This is a genomic window from Pseudemcibacter aquimaris (genome assembly GCF_028869115.1).
In the GTDB taxonomy this organism is placed as follows: domain Bacteria; phylum Pseudomonadota; class Alphaproteobacteria; order Sphingomonadales; family Emcibacteraceae; genus Pseudemcibacter; species Pseudemcibacter aquimaris.
In genome coordinates, this window is the sequence record NZ_CP079800.1 from 429,925 (window position 1) to 447,267 (window position 17,343).

The window sequence follows — 17,343 nt, forward strand, 5'->3', positions numbered from 1 at the left end:
TAAAATTAAAATATCACTAACGTTATGGAAGCATGGTATTTTATGACTATTACATCTCTTTCCTCTCAGATCAATGTTGTGGCTTCTGGGCCAGTATTATCGGTTAAGTTCAAGAGGCCGGATAAAATGAATGCCTTTACATTTGAAATGTATAGGTCGCTTACCGAAATTTTAAACAAAGCGGAAAAATCAGATGGCGTTCGTGTTGTTGTTTTATCCGGCATGGGGGAGCATTTTTCAGCAGGTAATGATATTGCAGATTTTGTGAGTGTCCTTGAAGAAGGGGGGATGGCACGTGATAGTGATGCTGCAATTTTTGTCGATACGATCCGGGAATTTTCAAAACCGATCATTGCGGCCGTAGATGGCTATGCTGTGGGTATTGGTACAACGTTATTATTATATTGTGATTTGGTATATGCATCGTCAATGGCAAAATTCAGAACGCCCTTCACGCACCTTGGGTTATGCCCAGAAGCGGCGGCAAGTCATATTATGCCTAAAATGATGGGACGCGCCCGCGCGGGGGAATGGCTGCTGCTTGGTGATGTCATCTCATCTGAACAGGCAATGAGGGATGGCATCATTACTCGCATTGTTGATGATCCAATAGGAATGGCAATGGATAAAGCAAAATTTTTAGCAGGACTTTCTCCAAAGGCTTTACAGGATACAAAAAAACTGATGTCATCAAATAATGAAGTTTTACGAAATGCATTTGACCAAGAAATGATCAAATTCGCTGAATGCCTTGAAAGTGACGAAGCTAAGCAAGCCTTCAAGCAGTTTTTGGAAAAACAAGAATCCTAATTCCCAGCAAGCATCATTTTATCAATACGCAATGTCGGGGCGTCGGTACCATATTTTAATTCGAGATCATCGGCAGCGGTCATTTGCATATACATATCTTTTAGATTGCCGGCGATAGTGATTTCGTTCACTGGGTAATCCAGTTTGCCGTCTTTAATCCAGAAACCGCTGGCGCCACGACTATAATCACCGGTAATGCCGTTAACCGCACTGCCGATTAGTTCTGTGACATAAAAACCGTCTTTAATATCGGAAATCAGGTCTTTCGGGCTGATCGATCCCGCCTCAAGGAACAGATTAGTGCTGGCTGGTGCCGGTGGGCTTGATGTACCGCGGCTGGCGCGACCATTGGTCACTAGATCAAGCTGTCTCGCACTGACGCTATCAAGAATCCAGTTTTTTAGAACACCATTTTGCACAATCGCAAGCGGCGCGTTTTTGACGCCTTCTCCATCAAATGGTCTTGATGATGGCCCGCGTGCAATGTGGGGGTTATCGGTAATATTGATATTTTCCGGAAAAATTTGTTTTTCCATCATTTCAAGTAAGAAACTTGTACCGCGCGCAATGGATGAGCCATTGATCGCGCTGGCCAGATGGCTGACCAGTGATCTTGAAACACGGGGGTCATAGACAACCGGAATTTCACAAGTATTTGCCTTGTGCGGGTTTAATTTTTTTAAAGTGCGTTCTGCGGCTTCGCGGGCGATTTTATAAGGGCTATCCAAGTCTTCGAAATGGCGGCGTGATGTCCATGCGTAATCACGTTCCATTGCTGTGCCTTCACCGGCGATCACAGAAACACTGCATCCGAAATTACTGGAACCATAATGGCCCAAGAAACCATCTGTGTTAGCGAGCGTGATATGAGCTTTACTGAAACTGGCATTTGCGCCTTCCGAATTGGTGATACCGCCTACTTCTAATGCGGTGGTTTCCGCCTCCGCGGCCATATCCTTTAATTCTTGTTCGGTCAGTTCTTTATCATCAAAAAGATCAAGTTCAGGCAGATCACATTTGGCAAGGAGTTCACTACTTGCAAGACCCGCGTATGGATCCTCTGGTGTATTTTTTGCCATATCTAGAGCGCGGCTAACCAGTTCATCAAGGGTTGCATCTGACATATCGCTGGAAGAAACAATTGCCTGATTTTTGCCAATGATCACTCGTAAACCAAGATCAGAATTTTCTGAACGTTCAATGTCCTCTAACTTGCCAAGGCGCCAAGAAACCGCATTTGAAATGCCTGTGAAATAAACGGCATCTGCCTGATCCGCGCCTGCTTTTTTGGCCTTGTTTACAAGGTCAGCTAATCTATCCGGGGTCATTGAATTTTTATTGCTCATGATTTCTTCACTTTATGTTTAATTTGTCCCACTTGGCATCAACCGTTTTGATGATGTCGTCATCCATTTCGATCAGCTCACCCCATTCACGGTCGGTTTCACCGTCCATCTTATTGGTGGCATCAATACCGATCTTACCACCAAGTCCGGAAACAGGCGATGCAAAATCAAGATAATCAATAGGTGTATTTTCAGTAAGCGTTACATCACGCACAGGGTCCATACGAGTTGACATTGCCCAGATCACTTCTTTCCAATCGCGTGCATCAATATCTTCATCGACGACAATCACAAATTTTGTATATAAGAATTGCCTTAAATAGGACCAGACGCCCATCATGACCCGTTTGGCGTGGCCCGCATATGCCTTTTTCATGGATACCACAGCAACGCGGTAAGAGCATCCTTCCGGCGGTAACCAGAAATCAACAATTTCCGGGAATTGTTGCTGAAGCAGTGGTATAAACACCTCGTTTAATGCTTCACCAAGAATGGCGGGCTCATCAGGTGGTTTTCCGGTATAGGTTGAAAGATAAATCGGGTCTTTCCTCATGGTCACGGCAGTGGCGGTGAATACAGGGAATTTTTCCACGTTATTATAATAACCGGTGTGATCGCCAAATGGCCCTTCGTCACGGTAATCGTCTAATGAAACATGGCCTTCGATAACGATCTCGGCAGTTGCGGGTACCTTGATTGGAATTGTTTTACAATCAACAAGTTCCGTTTTCTTTCCACGAAGAAGTCCTGCGAATTGATATTCACTTAGTGTATCCGGCACAGGCGTTACTGCACCAAGGATTGTTGCCGGATCCGCACCAAGAACGATCGCAGCGGGTAGCGGTTCTGATTTTTCATTTTTCCATCTGCGGTGATGCTGTGCTCCACCACGATGTTTTAACCAGCGCATGATGGTCTGGTTTTTATTTAAAACCTGCATACGGTAAATACCAAGATTAAAATCATCCTCACGTAATTTACCGGGGCCTTTGGTGACCACAAGCGGCCATGTGATTAATGGGCTTGCGTCATTCGGCCAGCATTTCTGAATTGGGAATTCGTTGATATCAATATCATCGCCAGTTAGCACCACTTCATGAACGGGTGCTTTCTTCACCGTTTTCGGGCGCATGGTCATTGCTTTTTTCAGCATTGGTAATTTGTCGATGGCGTCCTTGAAACCGCTTGGTGGTTCCGGTTGACGTAGTTCCGCGAGCGTATGACCAATACCGCGTAGGTCTTCCGGTTTTGCTTCGATGCCCATGGCGACCCGTTCGACGGTGCCAAACAGATTGGTTAGCACAGGCATGGTAGCCTTGCTGCCATCGCATTTTATTGCATTTTCAAAAAGTAGAGCAGGGCCACCGTCGTTAAGCACGCGGCAGCCGATCTCTGTCATTTCAAGATCAGCGGAAACCGTTTCGGTAATCCGAACCAGTTTTCCGGTCTTTTCAAGATGTTCGATAAAATCTCTTAATGATGAATAAGCCATGACTTCTTATAAGAGATAACATCATAAATGATAAGCAAAAATTACGTTTATGCGTTCTCTGCTTTGTCGCGTTCGATCGCTGCTTCGATCATTTCTTTGGCTTTTTCCGGGCCTTCCCATCCAATGATCTTAACCCATTTGTCGCCTTCAAGATCTTTATAATGCTCGAAGAAATGCTGGATTTGTTGGATTAGAAGCTCTGGAAGATCTTCGTATGTGTTTACTTTTTTATATGTCGGGTCCGTTTTTACATCAGGAACCGCAAGGATTTTTTCATCACCACCAGCTTCGTCTTCCATCAGAAGAACGCCAATCGGGCGCGCACGGATCATACAACCCGGTACAAGACTTTCACCAACAACCACAAGCACGTCACATGGATCACCATCATCAGAAAGTGTATGTGGAATATAACCATAGTTTGCCGGATAACGCATTGGTGTATGAAGAATACGGTCCACAAGGATAGTACCGCTTCGCTTATGCATTTCATATTTTACCGGTGCACCGCCTGCTGGTACTTCGATGATTACGTTGATTTCTTCCGGCGGGTTAAGGCCAGCGTTGATGTAGTCTAAATTTGGCATTTTTAAAACCTGTATTTCATAAGTTGAATCATTTGGGCGCAATATAGCTAAAAATAGAATTTTGTCAGCAGTAAACTTGCTATTTCTAAATTCTTCGATTACCGTTTCATCACTAAGTTGAAGTAAGAAGAGGTTTTTAAAAAATATACGAGAAAATAAGGGAGAAATAAATTGGATTTAGCACTCATTCCACCACTGCTGGGGGCAGTTGGTCTGGTCGTCGCGTTTATATTGTACGGATTAGTAATGAAATACGACGAAGGAAATGAAAAAGTTGCAAAAATAGGGGATGCTATTCACCGCGGAGCCATGGTATTTATGAATAGAGAATATAAGATGCTTCTTATGTTTAATATCGTACTTATCATTCCGCTTTATCTGGCGTTAGGTATGGAAACAGCGATATCATTTGCTGTTGGTACACTTTGTAGCGGTATTGCCGGATATCTGGGGATGTTTTCAGCAACAAAAGCGAACGTAAGAACAACCACTGCCGCACATGAAGATGGCGCAGGTGCCGCGTTAACGGTGGCTTTCTTTGGTGGTTCTATTATGGGGATGTGTGTTGCTGCACTCGGTCTATTAGGATTAGGTCTATTATATTATTTCTTCGGTGCTGAACATGCAGAAGCCGTTCATGGTTTTGGTATGGGGGCTTCTACGGTGGCTCTATTCTCTCGTGTTGGCGGCGGTATTTATACCAAATCCGCTGATGTTGGTGCCGACCTGGTGGGTAAAGTGGAAGCCGGTATTCCTGAAGATGACCCACGTAACCCGGGCGTGATTGCCGATAATGTTGGTGACAACGTTGGTGATGTTGCCGGAATGGGTTCTGATATTTTCGAAAGTTATTGCGGTGCGACGATTGCGACTGTTGCATTGGCTGCGACAATGGGCGTTGCCAATCAGGCGGACTTAATGTCATTACCACTGCTTCTTTCATCAGTGGGTCTGATTTGTTCGATCCTTGGTATTATCCTTGTGAAAATGATGTCAAACAGTGCTGCTGAAAAGGCACTTCGTACTGGTACGATTGGTGCTGCGGTTCTTTTTGTTGCTGCGGCATATATGGTACTTCAACATTTTGGCATTGATATTGGTAAGTTCTACGCCATCGTGTGCGGTGCTGTTGGTGGCGTGATCATTGGTCTTGTGACCGAATATTATACGGCTGCGGCGCCTGTTCGCCGAATTGCTGAATCCGGTGAAACCGGTTCTGCGACTGTCATGATTACGGGTCTTGCTGTGGGAATGCAGTCAGTGGTTTTACCGATCCTGACCATTTGTGGGATTATCTTTATCTCAACTCAAAGCGCTGGCCTTTATGGTGTTGGCTTGGCCGCGATTGCGATGCTTGCGACCGTTGGTATCACCATGGCGATTGATGCATATGGTCCGGTTGCGGATAACGCAGGCGGCATCGCTGAAATGGCGGGACTTGGTAAAGAAACCCGTGATATTACAGATAGCCTTGATGAGCTTGGAAATACAACGGCGGCGATTGGTAAAGGTTTTGCGATTGGTGCGGCGGCGCTTGCGGCGCTTTCGATTATTGCGGCATTCACCGCGACCGTTTCACAAAATATTCCGGATTTTAGTTTATCACTTGATAAACCAGCCGTTCTTATTGGTCTATTCATTGGCGGCACAATCCCGTTTTTGATTGCATCGATTACAATGACAGCGGTTGGTGATGCGGCCATGGAAATGATTGTGGAAATCCGTCGTCAGTTTAAGGAAATCCCGGGCCTTCTAGAAGGTAATGCAGATCCGGACACAGAAAAATGTGTGGATATCGCAACAACAGCGGCCCTCAAGAAAATGATTATTCCTGGCGTGATCGCGGTGAGCGTTCCGGTAATCGTTGGTCTTGGCCTTGGCGCGGAAAGCCTTGGTGGTATGCTTGGTGGTGCGCTGCTTGGTTGTGTGCTAATGGCGTTGATGATGGCCAATGCTGGTGGCGCGTGGGATAACGCCAAGAAATACATTGAAAAAGGTAACCTTGGTGGTAAGGGTTCTGAAACCCATGCTGCTGCGGTGGTTGGTGATACGGTTGGTGATCCATTTAAGGATACATCTGGCCCGTCCATGAACATCCTGATCAATGTGATGGCAATTGTAAGCTTGGTTATTGCACCACTGCTTTCATAATTATTACCTTTTAAAATGAAGAAGGCCTCCGATATTCGGGGGCCTTTTTTATATATGGCCAAGTAATATACTGATAAAGACAATGGCACCAAAATGATGATTTGAACGGAATAGGTTTAAGCATAAATCCCGGTCATCAATATCTAATTTTTTAAGCTGATATGCCAGATGCGCACCAGCCGCGGCCATGCCGATAAAGAAAAGCATGCTTAAGCCAGAAAAATAGCCGGCCACGAGAATAAGCGTGAAGCAAATCAGGTAAAAACCTGTTAGCCATTTATGGGTATTATCAGCAAGTCTTAATGCCGTTGATTTAACGCCAACCTGAATATCATCTTCTTTATCCTGATGGGCGTAAATGGTGTCATATCCGAGTGTCCAGAAAATACCTGCGACGTAAAGAATAACGGCGGGTAACTTAATTTCTCCACTAACTGCGGCCCAGCCCAGTAACGCACCCCAGTTAAATGTAAAGCCAAGGATCAATTGCGGCCAATATGTAATTCGTTTCATCAGTGGATAGATTACAATCAAAACAATTGATGCCGCCCCCACATAGATTGTGAACATATTTAACTGTAATAGAATGAGTAGCCCGATTAAGCAGAGCATCCCTAAAAATACAAGTGCACCGAATACACTGACGCGTCCACTTGGTAGTGGTCTTCCTTTGGTGCGTTCAACCATTGCATCTGCCTCGCGGTCCCAAAGATCATTGACCACACATCCAGCACCACGCATTACAAAAGCACCAACAGTAAATAAAAGCATTAATTGCCAATTTGGAAGCATTGAAGCATCACTATAATAATGACTGGCAAGCAAAATTGACCAAAGACAAGGCCATAGCAAAAGCCAGGTACCAATCGGCCTATCGGCGCGCATAAGCTGAAGATATCCAAGGGCAAAATCAGGTGACATTTTATTGACCCAATTTCGCTCTATTGTGTCTTCTGGCGCGTTTTTTATGCGCTCACTAAATTCACTTTTTGGTAATTTTGTCATTTGCCTTTACGCATTTAATGCTATCATTAAGTCTATAGTCATAACTGAAATAAAAAAAATGTCGAATAAAAGTTCAAGAACGCGTCTATTTATCAATGAAGCCTTTATCAAAGGATCGGAATTTCTGGTTGATGGTAATCAGGGGCATTATCTGGTGAATGTTTTAAGGGTGCGTGAAGGTGAATTGGTCACACTTTTTAACGGTGATCAGGGTGAATGGCATGCTGAAATCACCAAAGTTAAAAAGGGGAAAGCTTTTTTAGTTATATTGGATAAGGTCGCCGACCAAACCAGTGATCCTGATTTATGGTACATTTTTGCACCCGTTAAAAAAGCACGTGTCGATTATATGATCCAAAAAGCAACGGAACTTGGTGTAGGGTATATTCGCCCTGTGATGACACAGCACACCAATTTGGACCGTATCAAGGATGAAAAAATTATTGCCAATATGATTGAGGCTGCCGAACAATGTGGGCGTATGACCGTACCGCAACTTGACGTCATGACGTCACTGGATGATTTACTTGAAAATTGGCCAGATGATAGAGGATTGATTTTCTGTGATGAAGCGGGCGATGCTAAACCATTCATTCAAATAGAAAAGAAATTTGATAAGTGGGCAATTCTAATCGGCCCCGAAGGTGGGTTTTCCGCCGAAGAAAGAGCTTTGATCAGAGAACATCAAAATAGCATTCCGGTCACACTTGGACCACGAATTTTAAGGGCGGATACCGCGGCCGTTGCGGCAATATCGTTATGGCAATCATACATAGGGGACTGGCAGCATGAATAACGAACAATCACCATGGGGACGACCATCCAATGAAAATGAACCAGAGCCAGAAAAAGGCAATATGGGTTCATTTATGGTGATCGTGATTGGTGTTGTCGTTATTGTCGCCTTAATTGGTTGGGTATTAAGTGATGGTTTGACCAGTGGCCAAAGTGCAAGTCTTGTTTATGATTTTCTATTACTTGCTTTAATCGGCGCAGGTTTAATCGGGCATGTGATCGGTAACCCGGGGCAGGCACTTCGCAATATTGCGGGCTGGGTGATCATTTTTGGTATTCTTGGACTTGGTTATTCGATCTGGAATGGTGGTGGTATGTTATCCGGTGAACTTAACCCATCAAACGGAATGGCATCGGATCAGTCAATTACATTTCGCGCAGATAGAAGCGGCCATTATATGGTAAGAGCCTTTGTGAATGGGCAGGAAATCGATTTTGTTGTTGATACGGGGGCCAGTAGCGTCGTTTTAACCAAGGCGGACGCGGAAAGAATTGGATATAATCTTAATGATCTTTCGTTTATGGCGCCAGCGTCGACGGCAAATGGTACTGTATATAATGCGCCAGTTAGATTGAATGTCATGGAACTGGGCCCCATTAGATTGGAACGGGTCGAAGGGTTCGTTAATGAAGGCGAAATGGACACATCATTATTAGGCATGACATTTTTAAATCGCTTAAGTGGTTACGAAGTGCGTGACGGCCTATTGACATTATATCCTTAATCACCACATGATGACTGTTCCGGCGGAACAGCAACTGATGAAGAGCAGGGTAATAATAAAAAGGCAAGGAAATGAGCGACATATCAAAAAACGCCCCCATTGAAAGTAAGCAGCAATTAATCGATTATATCGCCTCTGGTGCGAAACCGAAATCGGACTGGACCATTGGTACGGAACACGAAAAATTTGTCTATTGTGTCGATTCCGGTAAACCTGTTCCTTATCACGGTGAACGCAGTATTAAGGCGATTTTGGAAGCTCTGCGTGATGAATTTGACTGGTCTCCGATTATGGAAGGTGACAATATCATTGGCCTTAAAAAAGATGGGCAATCCGTGACACTTGAACCCGGTGGGCAGCTTGAATTATCGGGTGCGATGCTCAAAACGCTTCATCAAACCTGCGCGGAAAGCACAAGCCATCTTAGGCAGGCACAAGCGGTCAGTGAAAAGCTTGGTATTAATTATATTGGTATGGGTTTTAACCCGAATACCAAACGCGAAGATGTTCCGGTTATGCCAAAGGGGCGTTATAATATCATGCGTGCCTATATGCCGACTAAGGGTGACCTTGGCCTAGATATGATGCTTAGAACATCAACAATTCAGGTTAATCTGGATTATTCGTCAGAAGCGGACATGGTGAAAAAATTCCGTGTATCGCTCGCGCTTCAGCCGCTGGCAACGGCGATTTTTGCCGCTAGCCCCTTTACTGAAGGAAAGCCAAACGGTTTCCAAAGTTTCCGTTCCCATATCTGGACAGATACAGACCCGGATCGTTGTGGCATTCTGCCATTTGTATTCGAAGACGGAATGGGATACGAAGCATATGTTGACCATGTGCTTGATGTACCAATGTATTTTATCAATCGCGGTGACACATATCATGATGTCAGCGGTAAATCATTTAAGGATTTCATGAACGGAACCTTAGAAGGGTTTAAGGGCGAAGTCCCAACGATAAAAGATTGGGAAGATCATATGAGTACGCTTTTCCCGGAAGTCAGACTTAAAAAATTCCTTGAAATGCGCGGCGCCGATGGCGGTACTTGGAACCGAATTTGTGCATTACCTGCATTATGGGTTGGGCTTTTATATGATGATCAGGCCCTTGAAGAAGCATGGGATATGATCAAAGACTGGACCGCGGACGAGCATCAAGCACTACGTGATAATGTGCCGCGTGATGCACTTAATGTGCCGTTTAGAAACACCAATGTTCAGGGACTTGCAAAACAAATGCTTGAAATTTCCGCAGGTGGTCTTGAAAGACGGGCAAATCTTAACAATATGGGTGAAGATGAACGTGTGTTCTTAAAACCACTTTTTGAGGTGGTGGAAAGCGGAAAAACCACTGCACAGCGGATGTTGGATTGTTATCACGGTGCGTGGAATGGTGATATTTCAAATATTTTTAAGGATTGCAGTTTTTAATTGAAAAATTACTTGCAACAGTAAACTTACCCCAGTAGTGTTTTGATCATAATGACAAAATAGTATTGGGGGATAGTTGCATGCGTGCGCCTAATAAAGATAATAAACTTAAATCAAAACTTTCTAAAAAATCATCTATTTTGATGACCGTATTACCACTTGCGGCATGTGGCGGCGGCGGAACAGCCGGCGGCGGTGGTGGCGGTGGAAATAATACACCAGCACCCGCACCAACATTGCCGGCTGAATTTATCGAAGATCCTGCTAACGTATTTATTGCAAGGGATAATCGCAACACCACACTTGACCAAAAAGTGGCGACAGCAGACCTAACGGTTACCGGTAAAGGTGGTAATGACGTCATTAATACTGGTGCTGGTGCGGATACGATTGATGGCGCCAGCGGTAATGATTTAATAAGATCCGGCGCAGGCGCGGATACTGTGAATGGCGGCAATGGAAATGACGCTATTGTGTTGATCGGGACGACAACAGCGGGACAGTATGATAACGGTGACATTACAAATGCAGGAAATGGTTATAATTTATCATCATTAATTTCATTAGATGACATTAATGATAATGCCGTTAGCGATGTTGAACCGGGTGATGTCATTAATGGTGGACCAGGTACCGATACGCTGTTCATTTACGGTACTGTTGATTTAACCGGTGTTACCATATCCAATGTGACTATTCTTGAAGTGCATTCTGTTGTTACACTAACACCAGAACAGCTCGCGCAATTCATCACAGTGGATGGTGATGGTAATTCGGTCATAAACATCGAAGTTCCAGATGGGGACACATATATCCTTGATTTATCAGTCATTGATATGAGTGATATTGGTGAAATCAATATTGATGGCGATTTGACCGTTAAAGTAAGTGATGAAGATGATTTTGGCGGAATTACCGAAATCACTTCTACAGACGGCAGTACCGTAAAATTAGAAGTAATTGACGGTGGTACAGATACATCAATCGATCTTGATGTGATTGCGGATACTTTTGATAAAATTGATGAAATCATCCTTGATGATCAGGTGACGTTGACTGTTACCAACCCAGCGACGGTCACGGATGTAGCACTTGGTGATATAAGCGGAACAGGTACTATTGAAACAGATGGATCGTCTGCTGTGGATACGGCACTTGATGGTGTTACAATTGACCCTGCCGTGAATGGTGTCCCGTATGCGAATGACGACATAGATAAAAGCGGTGAAAATGAAACCATATTGGTTGATGTACTCGCGAATGATAGTGATATTGATAATGATACCTTAAGCCTACAGTCAGTGTCTGTTCCAAGTGGCATGGGTAGCGTATCGATCGTCGATGGTAAGGTGCAATTCAACCCGGGATCGGATTTTGACGATCTGGATGATACGGAAACGCGTGATGTTACAGTTACATACACGGTAACGGATGGCAGTGATACGGATGAGGGCACGTTAACGATCACGGTGCACGGCGATAATGATGCGCCGACGGCACAAAATGATACTGGAAATACATTCGAAAATGACAGTAAGTCATTCGATGTTCTTGCCAATGATAGCGATATTGAAAATGATACCTTGTCTATTACAGCAGCGTCAGTTGATAATGCGGGGCAAGGCAGTGTTTCCATAGTTGATGGTAAGGTTTTATTTAATCCGGGTACGGATTTTGATGATCTTGCGACGGGCGCAACCGAAGATGTGGATATATCCTATACCGTCAGTGATGGTGATGATACGACGGATGGTAAATTAACCATTACCGTAACAGGCGTAAATGATCCTTCAATTGCCGTTGATGATACTGCGGATGCGGATGAAAATGAAATAATTTTGATCGATGCTTTAGCAAATGACATTGATGAAGAAAATGATGACCTTTCATTCTTTGATGCTTACCTTGTCGATCCCGAGGGTGGTGGAAGTATCGAAATTGTAGATAACAAGATAAAATTCGATCCGGGCACGGATTTCGATTATCTGGCCACAGGCGCAACCAAAGAGATCATAATTAATTATGCTTTATCTGATGAAAGTGAAGTGAATCTGGGATCTGTGACGGTTACTGTAACAGGTGTTAATGATGGACCGAATACGGTTGACGATTTTGATGAAATTTTGAATACGGAAACCACTACCGTTGATGTGCTTGCCAATGATGAAGATGAAGAGAACGATGTTCTCGTAATCAATAATGTTTCTGGGCCAGATGGAAAGGGTATAGCATCAATTGTCGATGGGAAAATTCATTTTGATCCAGGCAGTGATTTTGATGGATTAGCGCCAGGTGAAAAAGAAGATGTAGTATTAGATTATGTCATCTTTGATGGTCAAAAAACGGCCTCTGGGGCATTAACGATTACGGTTGTTGGCCCAAATGAAGCTCCTGAAACAACAAATGATACGGCAACTGCAGGTGAAAATGAGACCATACTTGTTGATGTTCTCGCGAATGACACGGATGCAGATGGTCACGATTTAAGCATTTCCGATGTTTCTGTGGATGAAGGTAAAGGTTCCGTCAGCGTTGTTGATGGCAAAATTGAGTTTAATCCCGGCTCTGATTTCGATTATCTGAAGGACGGTGAATCTGTTGATGTCGATATCACATATTCTGCCGATGACGGTATTGATCAAACAGAAGGCACATTAACAATCACTGTTAATGGCGTTAACGATGATCCGATCACGGTTGCTGATGAAGGTGAGGTTAGAGAGGGCAATACAGTTTATATTGACGTTCTTTCTAATGATAGTGATCCAGAAGGCGGGGAACTGACGCTTGTATCGGCGGAAACTGACAAGGGAATTGTCACTGTAGAATACGGTCGCATTAAATATACTGCCGCCGATGATACAACAATTGGGGTTGGTGAAACGGGAACTGCAACTATTACATATGTTGTCTCCGGATTAAACGGCATTAGTGAAGGTACTGTGACTGTTACCATTAACGGCACAAATGATAATCCTGAAACTACGAATGATACAGATGATTTATTTGAAGGTAGCAGCAAATTAATTGATGTGCTTTCAAATGATAATGATCCAAATGGCGATAATTTATCATTGTATGATGTAAGTGTTGTTGGTGGTCGTGGACAAGTATCAATTTCTGGTGACAAAATCAATTTTGATACTGCAGGGGATTTCAACAGCCTTAATTTTGGGCAAAGTATTAATGTAACGGTAAAATATGTGACTATTGATGGATATGGTGGATATGCAGAAGGCACATTAACTGTAAGGGTAGATGGTCTCAATGATGATGAAGTTATTACTATCAATAATTTCACCGAGACTAGCTCAAACTTGTTTGAGGTGACGACTGATGCTGCGGCTACCTATAACAATGTATATTCATATAGTAATACAATTGTACTAGGATGGACTTATTCGGATAATATAATCATGGGTTCCGGTGATGACATTGTAATAGGGTATGATGGTGCCGATATTTTGGATGGTGGATTTGGCCAAGATCTGATTAGCTATTTTTATTCTGATGCAGCTGTTAACGTAAATCTGACTACGGGCACAGGAAGTGGTGGTACGGCTGCTGGGGATCGTTTATCTAATTTTGAGGGGCTCGAAGGTGGTGATTATAACGATACCTTAACAGGGGATGAGAATGATAACTGGTTCTTTGGTGGTCTTGGTTCAGATAAAATTTATGGCTTAGGTGGCAATGATAGGGTCGAGGGCGGCGTAGGTCGTGATACGCTAGATGGCGGTGATGGTATTGATCTTTTAAGTTATTATTATTCTGCGTCAGGTGTAACTATTAATCTTTCAACAGGTGGTGTTAGTGGTGGCGATGCAGAAGGCGACATAATATCAAATTTCGAAGATGTTAATGGATCTCAATTTGCCGATACATTAACTGGCGATGATAACGATAATTATTTTATCGGAAATGAAGGAAAAGATACGCTTTCCGGGTTAGGGGGAAGTGATAAATTTATCATTTATGAAACTGATGGTTCCGTGGAAGACATCATTGATGGTGGTGCTGGGTTTGACGGGCTATTCTTTTATGGAAATAGTGATACTTTTAAAATTGATTTATCAACACTTGATGTTTCTAATATTGAATTTATCAGTACCTATCCAAGTTTAGAGGCAGAAGAACTTACTTTCTCGGCACAAGATGTCATAAATATGACAGATGAATATAACGAGCTAATGATATTTGCGGGCCATAATGACAGTTTTAGAACAGGTGATGAATGGACATATGTTACCGAAGGTGATGATGGGCAGTATACATATCAAGTTTATCAAAGCGGTGGTGCAACAATTTATGTTTATAACACAATTGGTGAAGAAAATTCATTTTTGGGTTTAAATAGTTCATTTGTTGAAGTGGTAAATAATTTATGGGTGCAAGAAGGTACAGATGAGAGTACCTTAGACTTATCTGACACTTCAGAAGATCTTACTATTATAGCTAATGAGCTAACCAATGGACAAGCTACTATATATACGGGATCAGGTGATGATATCGTCTATATAGATGATACATATGTTTATAGCAATGGAACCGATTATGCCTATACAGGAGAAGGAAATGATACAATTTATCTGTATTACACTGATTATGTAGATGGTGGAGAAGGAGTTGATACTATTGTAGGATTAACTTCTGCTAATTTAGAAGAACCTACTCATGGTAAACTTCTAAATATTGAAAATATTATTGGAACTTCTAGTAAAGACATTTTTAAGGGGGATTCTAATGCTAATATTATTGATGGCCTAGAAGGTAATGATGTTATTCACAGCTCAGGCGGTGGTGATACATTATATGGTGGCGAAGGGGTTGATACATTAAGATTTGAAAGTTCCGAAAGTGCAGTATTCTTGGACATGTTTAATGAAACTGCAAGTGGAGGGCATGCAGAAAATTTAACTTTTTCTGGATTTGAAAATATCATCGGTTCTACATATTCTGATACATTAATAGGCAATAACGAGAATAATGAAATTGAGGGTAGTTATGGAAATGACATTATTTATGGTTTAGAGGGGAATGATATTCTAAACGGACAGTCTGGAGAAGATATAATCTATGGGGGACTGGGGCAAGACAGTATGTATGGAGGCCTAGGAAATGATATTATCTATGCAGGTGATGAATTCGATCTGATGTCTGGCGGTGATGGAGACGATATGTTTTATATTGTTACTAATAATGGCGATATTAATGGTGGTTTAGATGAAGATACTATTAATCTCGATAATTATGTGAATAGTGAAATAAATCTTGCTGCATTAGAATGTACTAACATTGAAATATTTGAGACAACAGATTCAGATGTGATAGAGATTACATTGACGGTAGATGATCTATTGGGTATTACAGATGACGATAATATTCTTCAGATTGATGGAAATGTAAATCAAACAGTCACCTCAACTGGTCAAGGATGGGTGCAGGGTGCTGATCAGGTAATTGATACAGAAACTTATCATACTTATACAGCTAGTGGTGCGACGTTATTGGTTGACACTGATATCATTCAGGATATTTCGTGATACTGGATTTTTATACAACCAAAAAGGCCGGATCATTTGATCCGGCCTTTTGTTTTTTATGAATTAATATTTATTCCTCGTATCCACCGAAGTTGCCCATTGGCCCGGGGAAAACGACGGGAGTTTCTGCGCCGTCTTTCGCAACTGCGACGACACCGAAGTAGTAATTATCAACCACTAAGTTTTCGAATGTGTATGTTTCGACGTCACCGACAAATTTGCTGTGGGTCCATTGATTGGCATCTGTAAGGCGCCAGTAAACTTTGTATCCGGCCAGATTTTCTGCTTCTTTACCGGTTGGACGTTTCCAGCTGATGACGGCGCTGGCACGGACCGCGCCTTTTAATTCCACTTCTGCTGGGAATGGTGGTGCCGCAGCCATTTCAGCGAGCGAAACGATATTAAGTGCCGTCAGTTTTCTGGCATAATCGAAATCAACACCTTCTATCACATCGCCATATTCACGGCCATCTTCGACGCGGATGTCCTGATGCTGACGGTCATAATGTTCGTTAGTTTCCATGATACGCACACCAGGAATACCTACCGCGTTAAACGGGCGGTGGTGACCACCACGGCCAAAACGATCAAGGCGGTAAACCATCATCACATCAAGATTCGGGATATATTTATCGGCTTGTCTGTCGATAAACCTAGCAATGTTTCTGGATGGGCTGTCAACCTCACCGCCGCTGAAACGGCGGATGCGGGCCTCTTCCGGTGTTTCAACGTCACGTGTGCCTTCTGAAAAAACACGGGCCGTTGTATTGTTGGTTACACCATTAATGCCGGTAATATTGCCGATCATGTCATTATTCAGCACTGCTTTCACACGCCAATTGTTATCAAGTGCGTGCTGAGCGACAATCTGCCCCCCGAATAGGCCCTGTTCTTCGCCAGATAAACCCATATAGATAATAGATCCCGCAAATTTATGTTTGCTTAAAACACGTGCTGCTTCGATCGCACCCGCCATGCCGGATGCATTATCATTGGCACCGGGGCTGTCATCAATACCATTTAACGGATCAGATACACGGCTATCAATATCACCGGACATGGCCACATAACGGTTCGGATCGCTTTCACCACGCTGTATGGCAACAACGCTGACGATTTCGGTTGGTTCAGGAATGCGGTTACCGGTAACCGTATCGCTAACATACATAACTTCAAGACATCCACCACAATCAGCACTGATTTTTTCAAATTCAGAAAATATCCAACGGCGTGCGGCACCAATGCCACGCGTTTCTGATTTTGTATCTGATAACGAGTGACGGGTTCCAAAACTTACCAGTTTTCTAATATCTGCTTCGATGCGTTCTGCTGATACATCCTTGACCAGTTCATGCAGTAGCGGTAATTCCTGTGGCGGTACATCCGCGGCTTGTGCTGTGGTAAATGCCATCGCAAACGCGGTTGATGCTATCGCCATTTTTTTTAACGGCATCTT

The 17,343-nt window shown here is 43.2% G+C and carries 11 protein-coding genes; 6 read left to right on the forward strand and 5 right to left on the reverse strand.

The window, feature by feature from the left end:
* The first annotated feature begins 42 nt into the window (after positions 1-42).
* The gene (locus tag KW060_RS02070) at positions 43-810 is read left to right on the forward strand and encodes an enoyl-CoA hydratase-related protein (RefSeq protein WP_249036819.1); all 768 of its coding nucleotides are present in this window, start codon (positions 43-45) and stop codon (positions 808-810) included.
* On the opposite strand, the gene KW060_RS02075 is transcribed toward KW060_RS02070, so the two are convergent.
* From KW060_RS02075 to ppa, 3 genes are read right to left on the reverse strand one after another with little or no spacing between them, the layout of a single operon-like run.
* A complete protein-coding gene (locus KW060_RS02075; RefSeq protein ID WP_249036820.1) occupies positions 807-2,156 on the reverse strand; it encodes a TldD/PmbA family protein in 1,350 nt (449 codons plus the stop codon). The genes KW060_RS02070 and KW060_RS02075 overlap by 4 nt on opposite strands.
* A 7-nt stretch (positions 2,157-2,163) precedes the next feature.
* Positions 2,164-3,648, reverse strand: coding sequence for a UbiD family decarboxylase (locus KW060_RS02080; protein ID WP_249036821.1), 1,485 nt, complete (start codon positions 3,646-3,648; stop codon positions 2,164-2,166).
* Between the two features lie 47 nt (positions 3,649-3,695).
* Positions 3,696-4,235, reverse strand: a complete 540-nt coding sequence (gene ppa, locus KW060_RS02085) for an inorganic diphosphatase (RefSeq protein WP_249036822.1) — start codon at positions 4,233-4,235, stop codon at positions 3,696-3,698.
* Between the two features lie 171 nt (positions 4,236-4,406).
* Between ppa and KW060_RS02090 the strand changes: the two genes are divergently transcribed.
* Positions 4,407-6,386, forward strand: a complete 1,980-nt coding sequence (locus tag KW060_RS02090) for a sodium-translocating pyrophosphatase (protein ID WP_249036823.1) — start codon at positions 4,407-4,409, stop codon at positions 6,384-6,386.
* A gap of 48 nt (positions 6,387-6,434) precedes the next feature.
* On the opposite strand, the gene ubiA is transcribed toward KW060_RS02090, so the two are convergent.
* Positions 6,435-7,391, reverse strand: coding sequence for a 4-hydroxybenzoate octaprenyltransferase (ubiA, locus tag KW060_RS02095; protein WP_249036824.1), 957 nt, complete (start codon positions 7,389-7,391; stop codon positions 6,435-6,437).
* 58 nt (positions 7,392-7,449) lie between these two features.
* On the opposite strand from ubiA, the gene KW060_RS02100 reads away from it, so the two are divergent.
* From KW060_RS02100 to KW060_RS02115, 4 genes are all read left to right on the forward strand, one after another.
* Complete coding sequence (locus tag KW060_RS02100; protein WP_249036825.1) at positions 7,450-8,187, forward strand: 16S rRNA (uracil(1498)-N(3))-methyltransferase; 738 nt, start codon at positions 7,450-7,452, stop codon at positions 8,185-8,187.
* Positions 8,180-8,911: a retropepsin-like aspartic protease family protein gene (locus KW060_RS02105; protein WP_249036826.1), complete on the forward strand. Its 732-nt coding sequence runs from the start codon at positions 8,180-8,182 to the stop codon at positions 8,909-8,911. The genes KW060_RS02100 and KW060_RS02105 overlap by 8 nt, the downstream gene beginning before the upstream one ends.
* A gap of 71 nt (positions 8,912-8,982) precedes the next feature.
* Positions 8,983-10,344: a glutamate--cysteine ligase gene (locus KW060_RS02110; protein ID WP_249036827.1), complete on the forward strand. Its 1,362-nt coding sequence runs from the start codon at positions 8,983-8,985 to the stop codon at positions 10,342-10,344.
* Positions 10,345-10,424: 80 nt separating this feature from the next.
* A complete protein-coding gene (locus KW060_RS02115) occupies positions 10,425-15,887 on the forward strand; it encodes an Ig-like domain-containing protein (protein WP_249036828.1) in 5,463 nt (1,820 codons plus the stop codon).
* 70 nt (positions 15,888-15,957) lie between these two features.
* Here the strand turns inward: KW060_RS02115 and KW060_RS02120 are convergent, their stop codons facing one another.
* Positions 15,958-17,298, reverse strand: coding sequence for a M28 family metallopeptidase (locus tag KW060_RS02120; protein ID WP_420833167.1), 1,341 nt, complete (start codon positions 17,296-17,298; stop codon positions 15,958-15,960).
* Between the last annotated feature and the right edge of the window lie 45 nt (positions 17,299-17,343).

Excerpts from the sequence above, each read along its gene's own strand:
- KW060_RS02080 (WP_249036821.1), bottom strand. The coding sequence starts at position 3,648 with ATGGCTTATTCATCATTAAGAGATTTTATCGAACATCTTGAAAAGACC.
- KW060_RS02110 (WP_249036827.1), top strand. The coding sequence starts at position 8,983 with ATGAGCGACATATCAAAAAACGCCCCCATTGAAAGTAAGCAGCAATTA.
- KW060_RS02100 (WP_249036825.1), top strand. The coding sequence starts at position 7,450 with ATGTCGAATAAAAGTTCAAGAACGCGTCTATTTATCAATGAAGCCTTT.
- KW060_RS02120 (WP_420833167.1), bottom strand. The coding sequence starts at position 17,298 with ATGGCATTTACCACAGCACAAGCCGCGGATGTACCGCCACAGGAATTA.
- ubiA (WP_249036824.1), bottom strand. The coding sequence starts at position 7,391 with ATGACAAAATTACCAAAAAGTGAATTTAGTGAGCGCATAAAAAACGCG.
- KW060_RS02075 (WP_249036820.1), bottom strand. The coding sequence starts at position 2,156 with ATGAGCAATAAAAATTCAATGACCCCGGATAGATTAGCTGACCTTGTA.
- KW060_RS02115 (WP_249036828.1), top strand. The coding sequence starts at position 10,425 with ATGCGTGCGCCTAATAAAGATAATAAACTTAAATCAAAACTTTCTAAA.
- KW060_RS02070 (WP_249036819.1), top strand. The coding sequence starts at position 43 with ATGACTATTACATCTCTTTCCTCTCAGATCAATGTTGTGGCTTCTGGG.
- KW060_RS02105 (WP_249036826.1), top strand. The coding sequence starts at position 8,180 with ATGAATAACGAACAATCACCATGGGGACGACCATCCAATGAAAATGAA.
- ppa (WP_249036822.1), bottom strand. The coding sequence starts at position 4,235 with ATGCCAAATTTAGACTACATCAACGCTGGCCTTAACCCGCCGGAAGAA.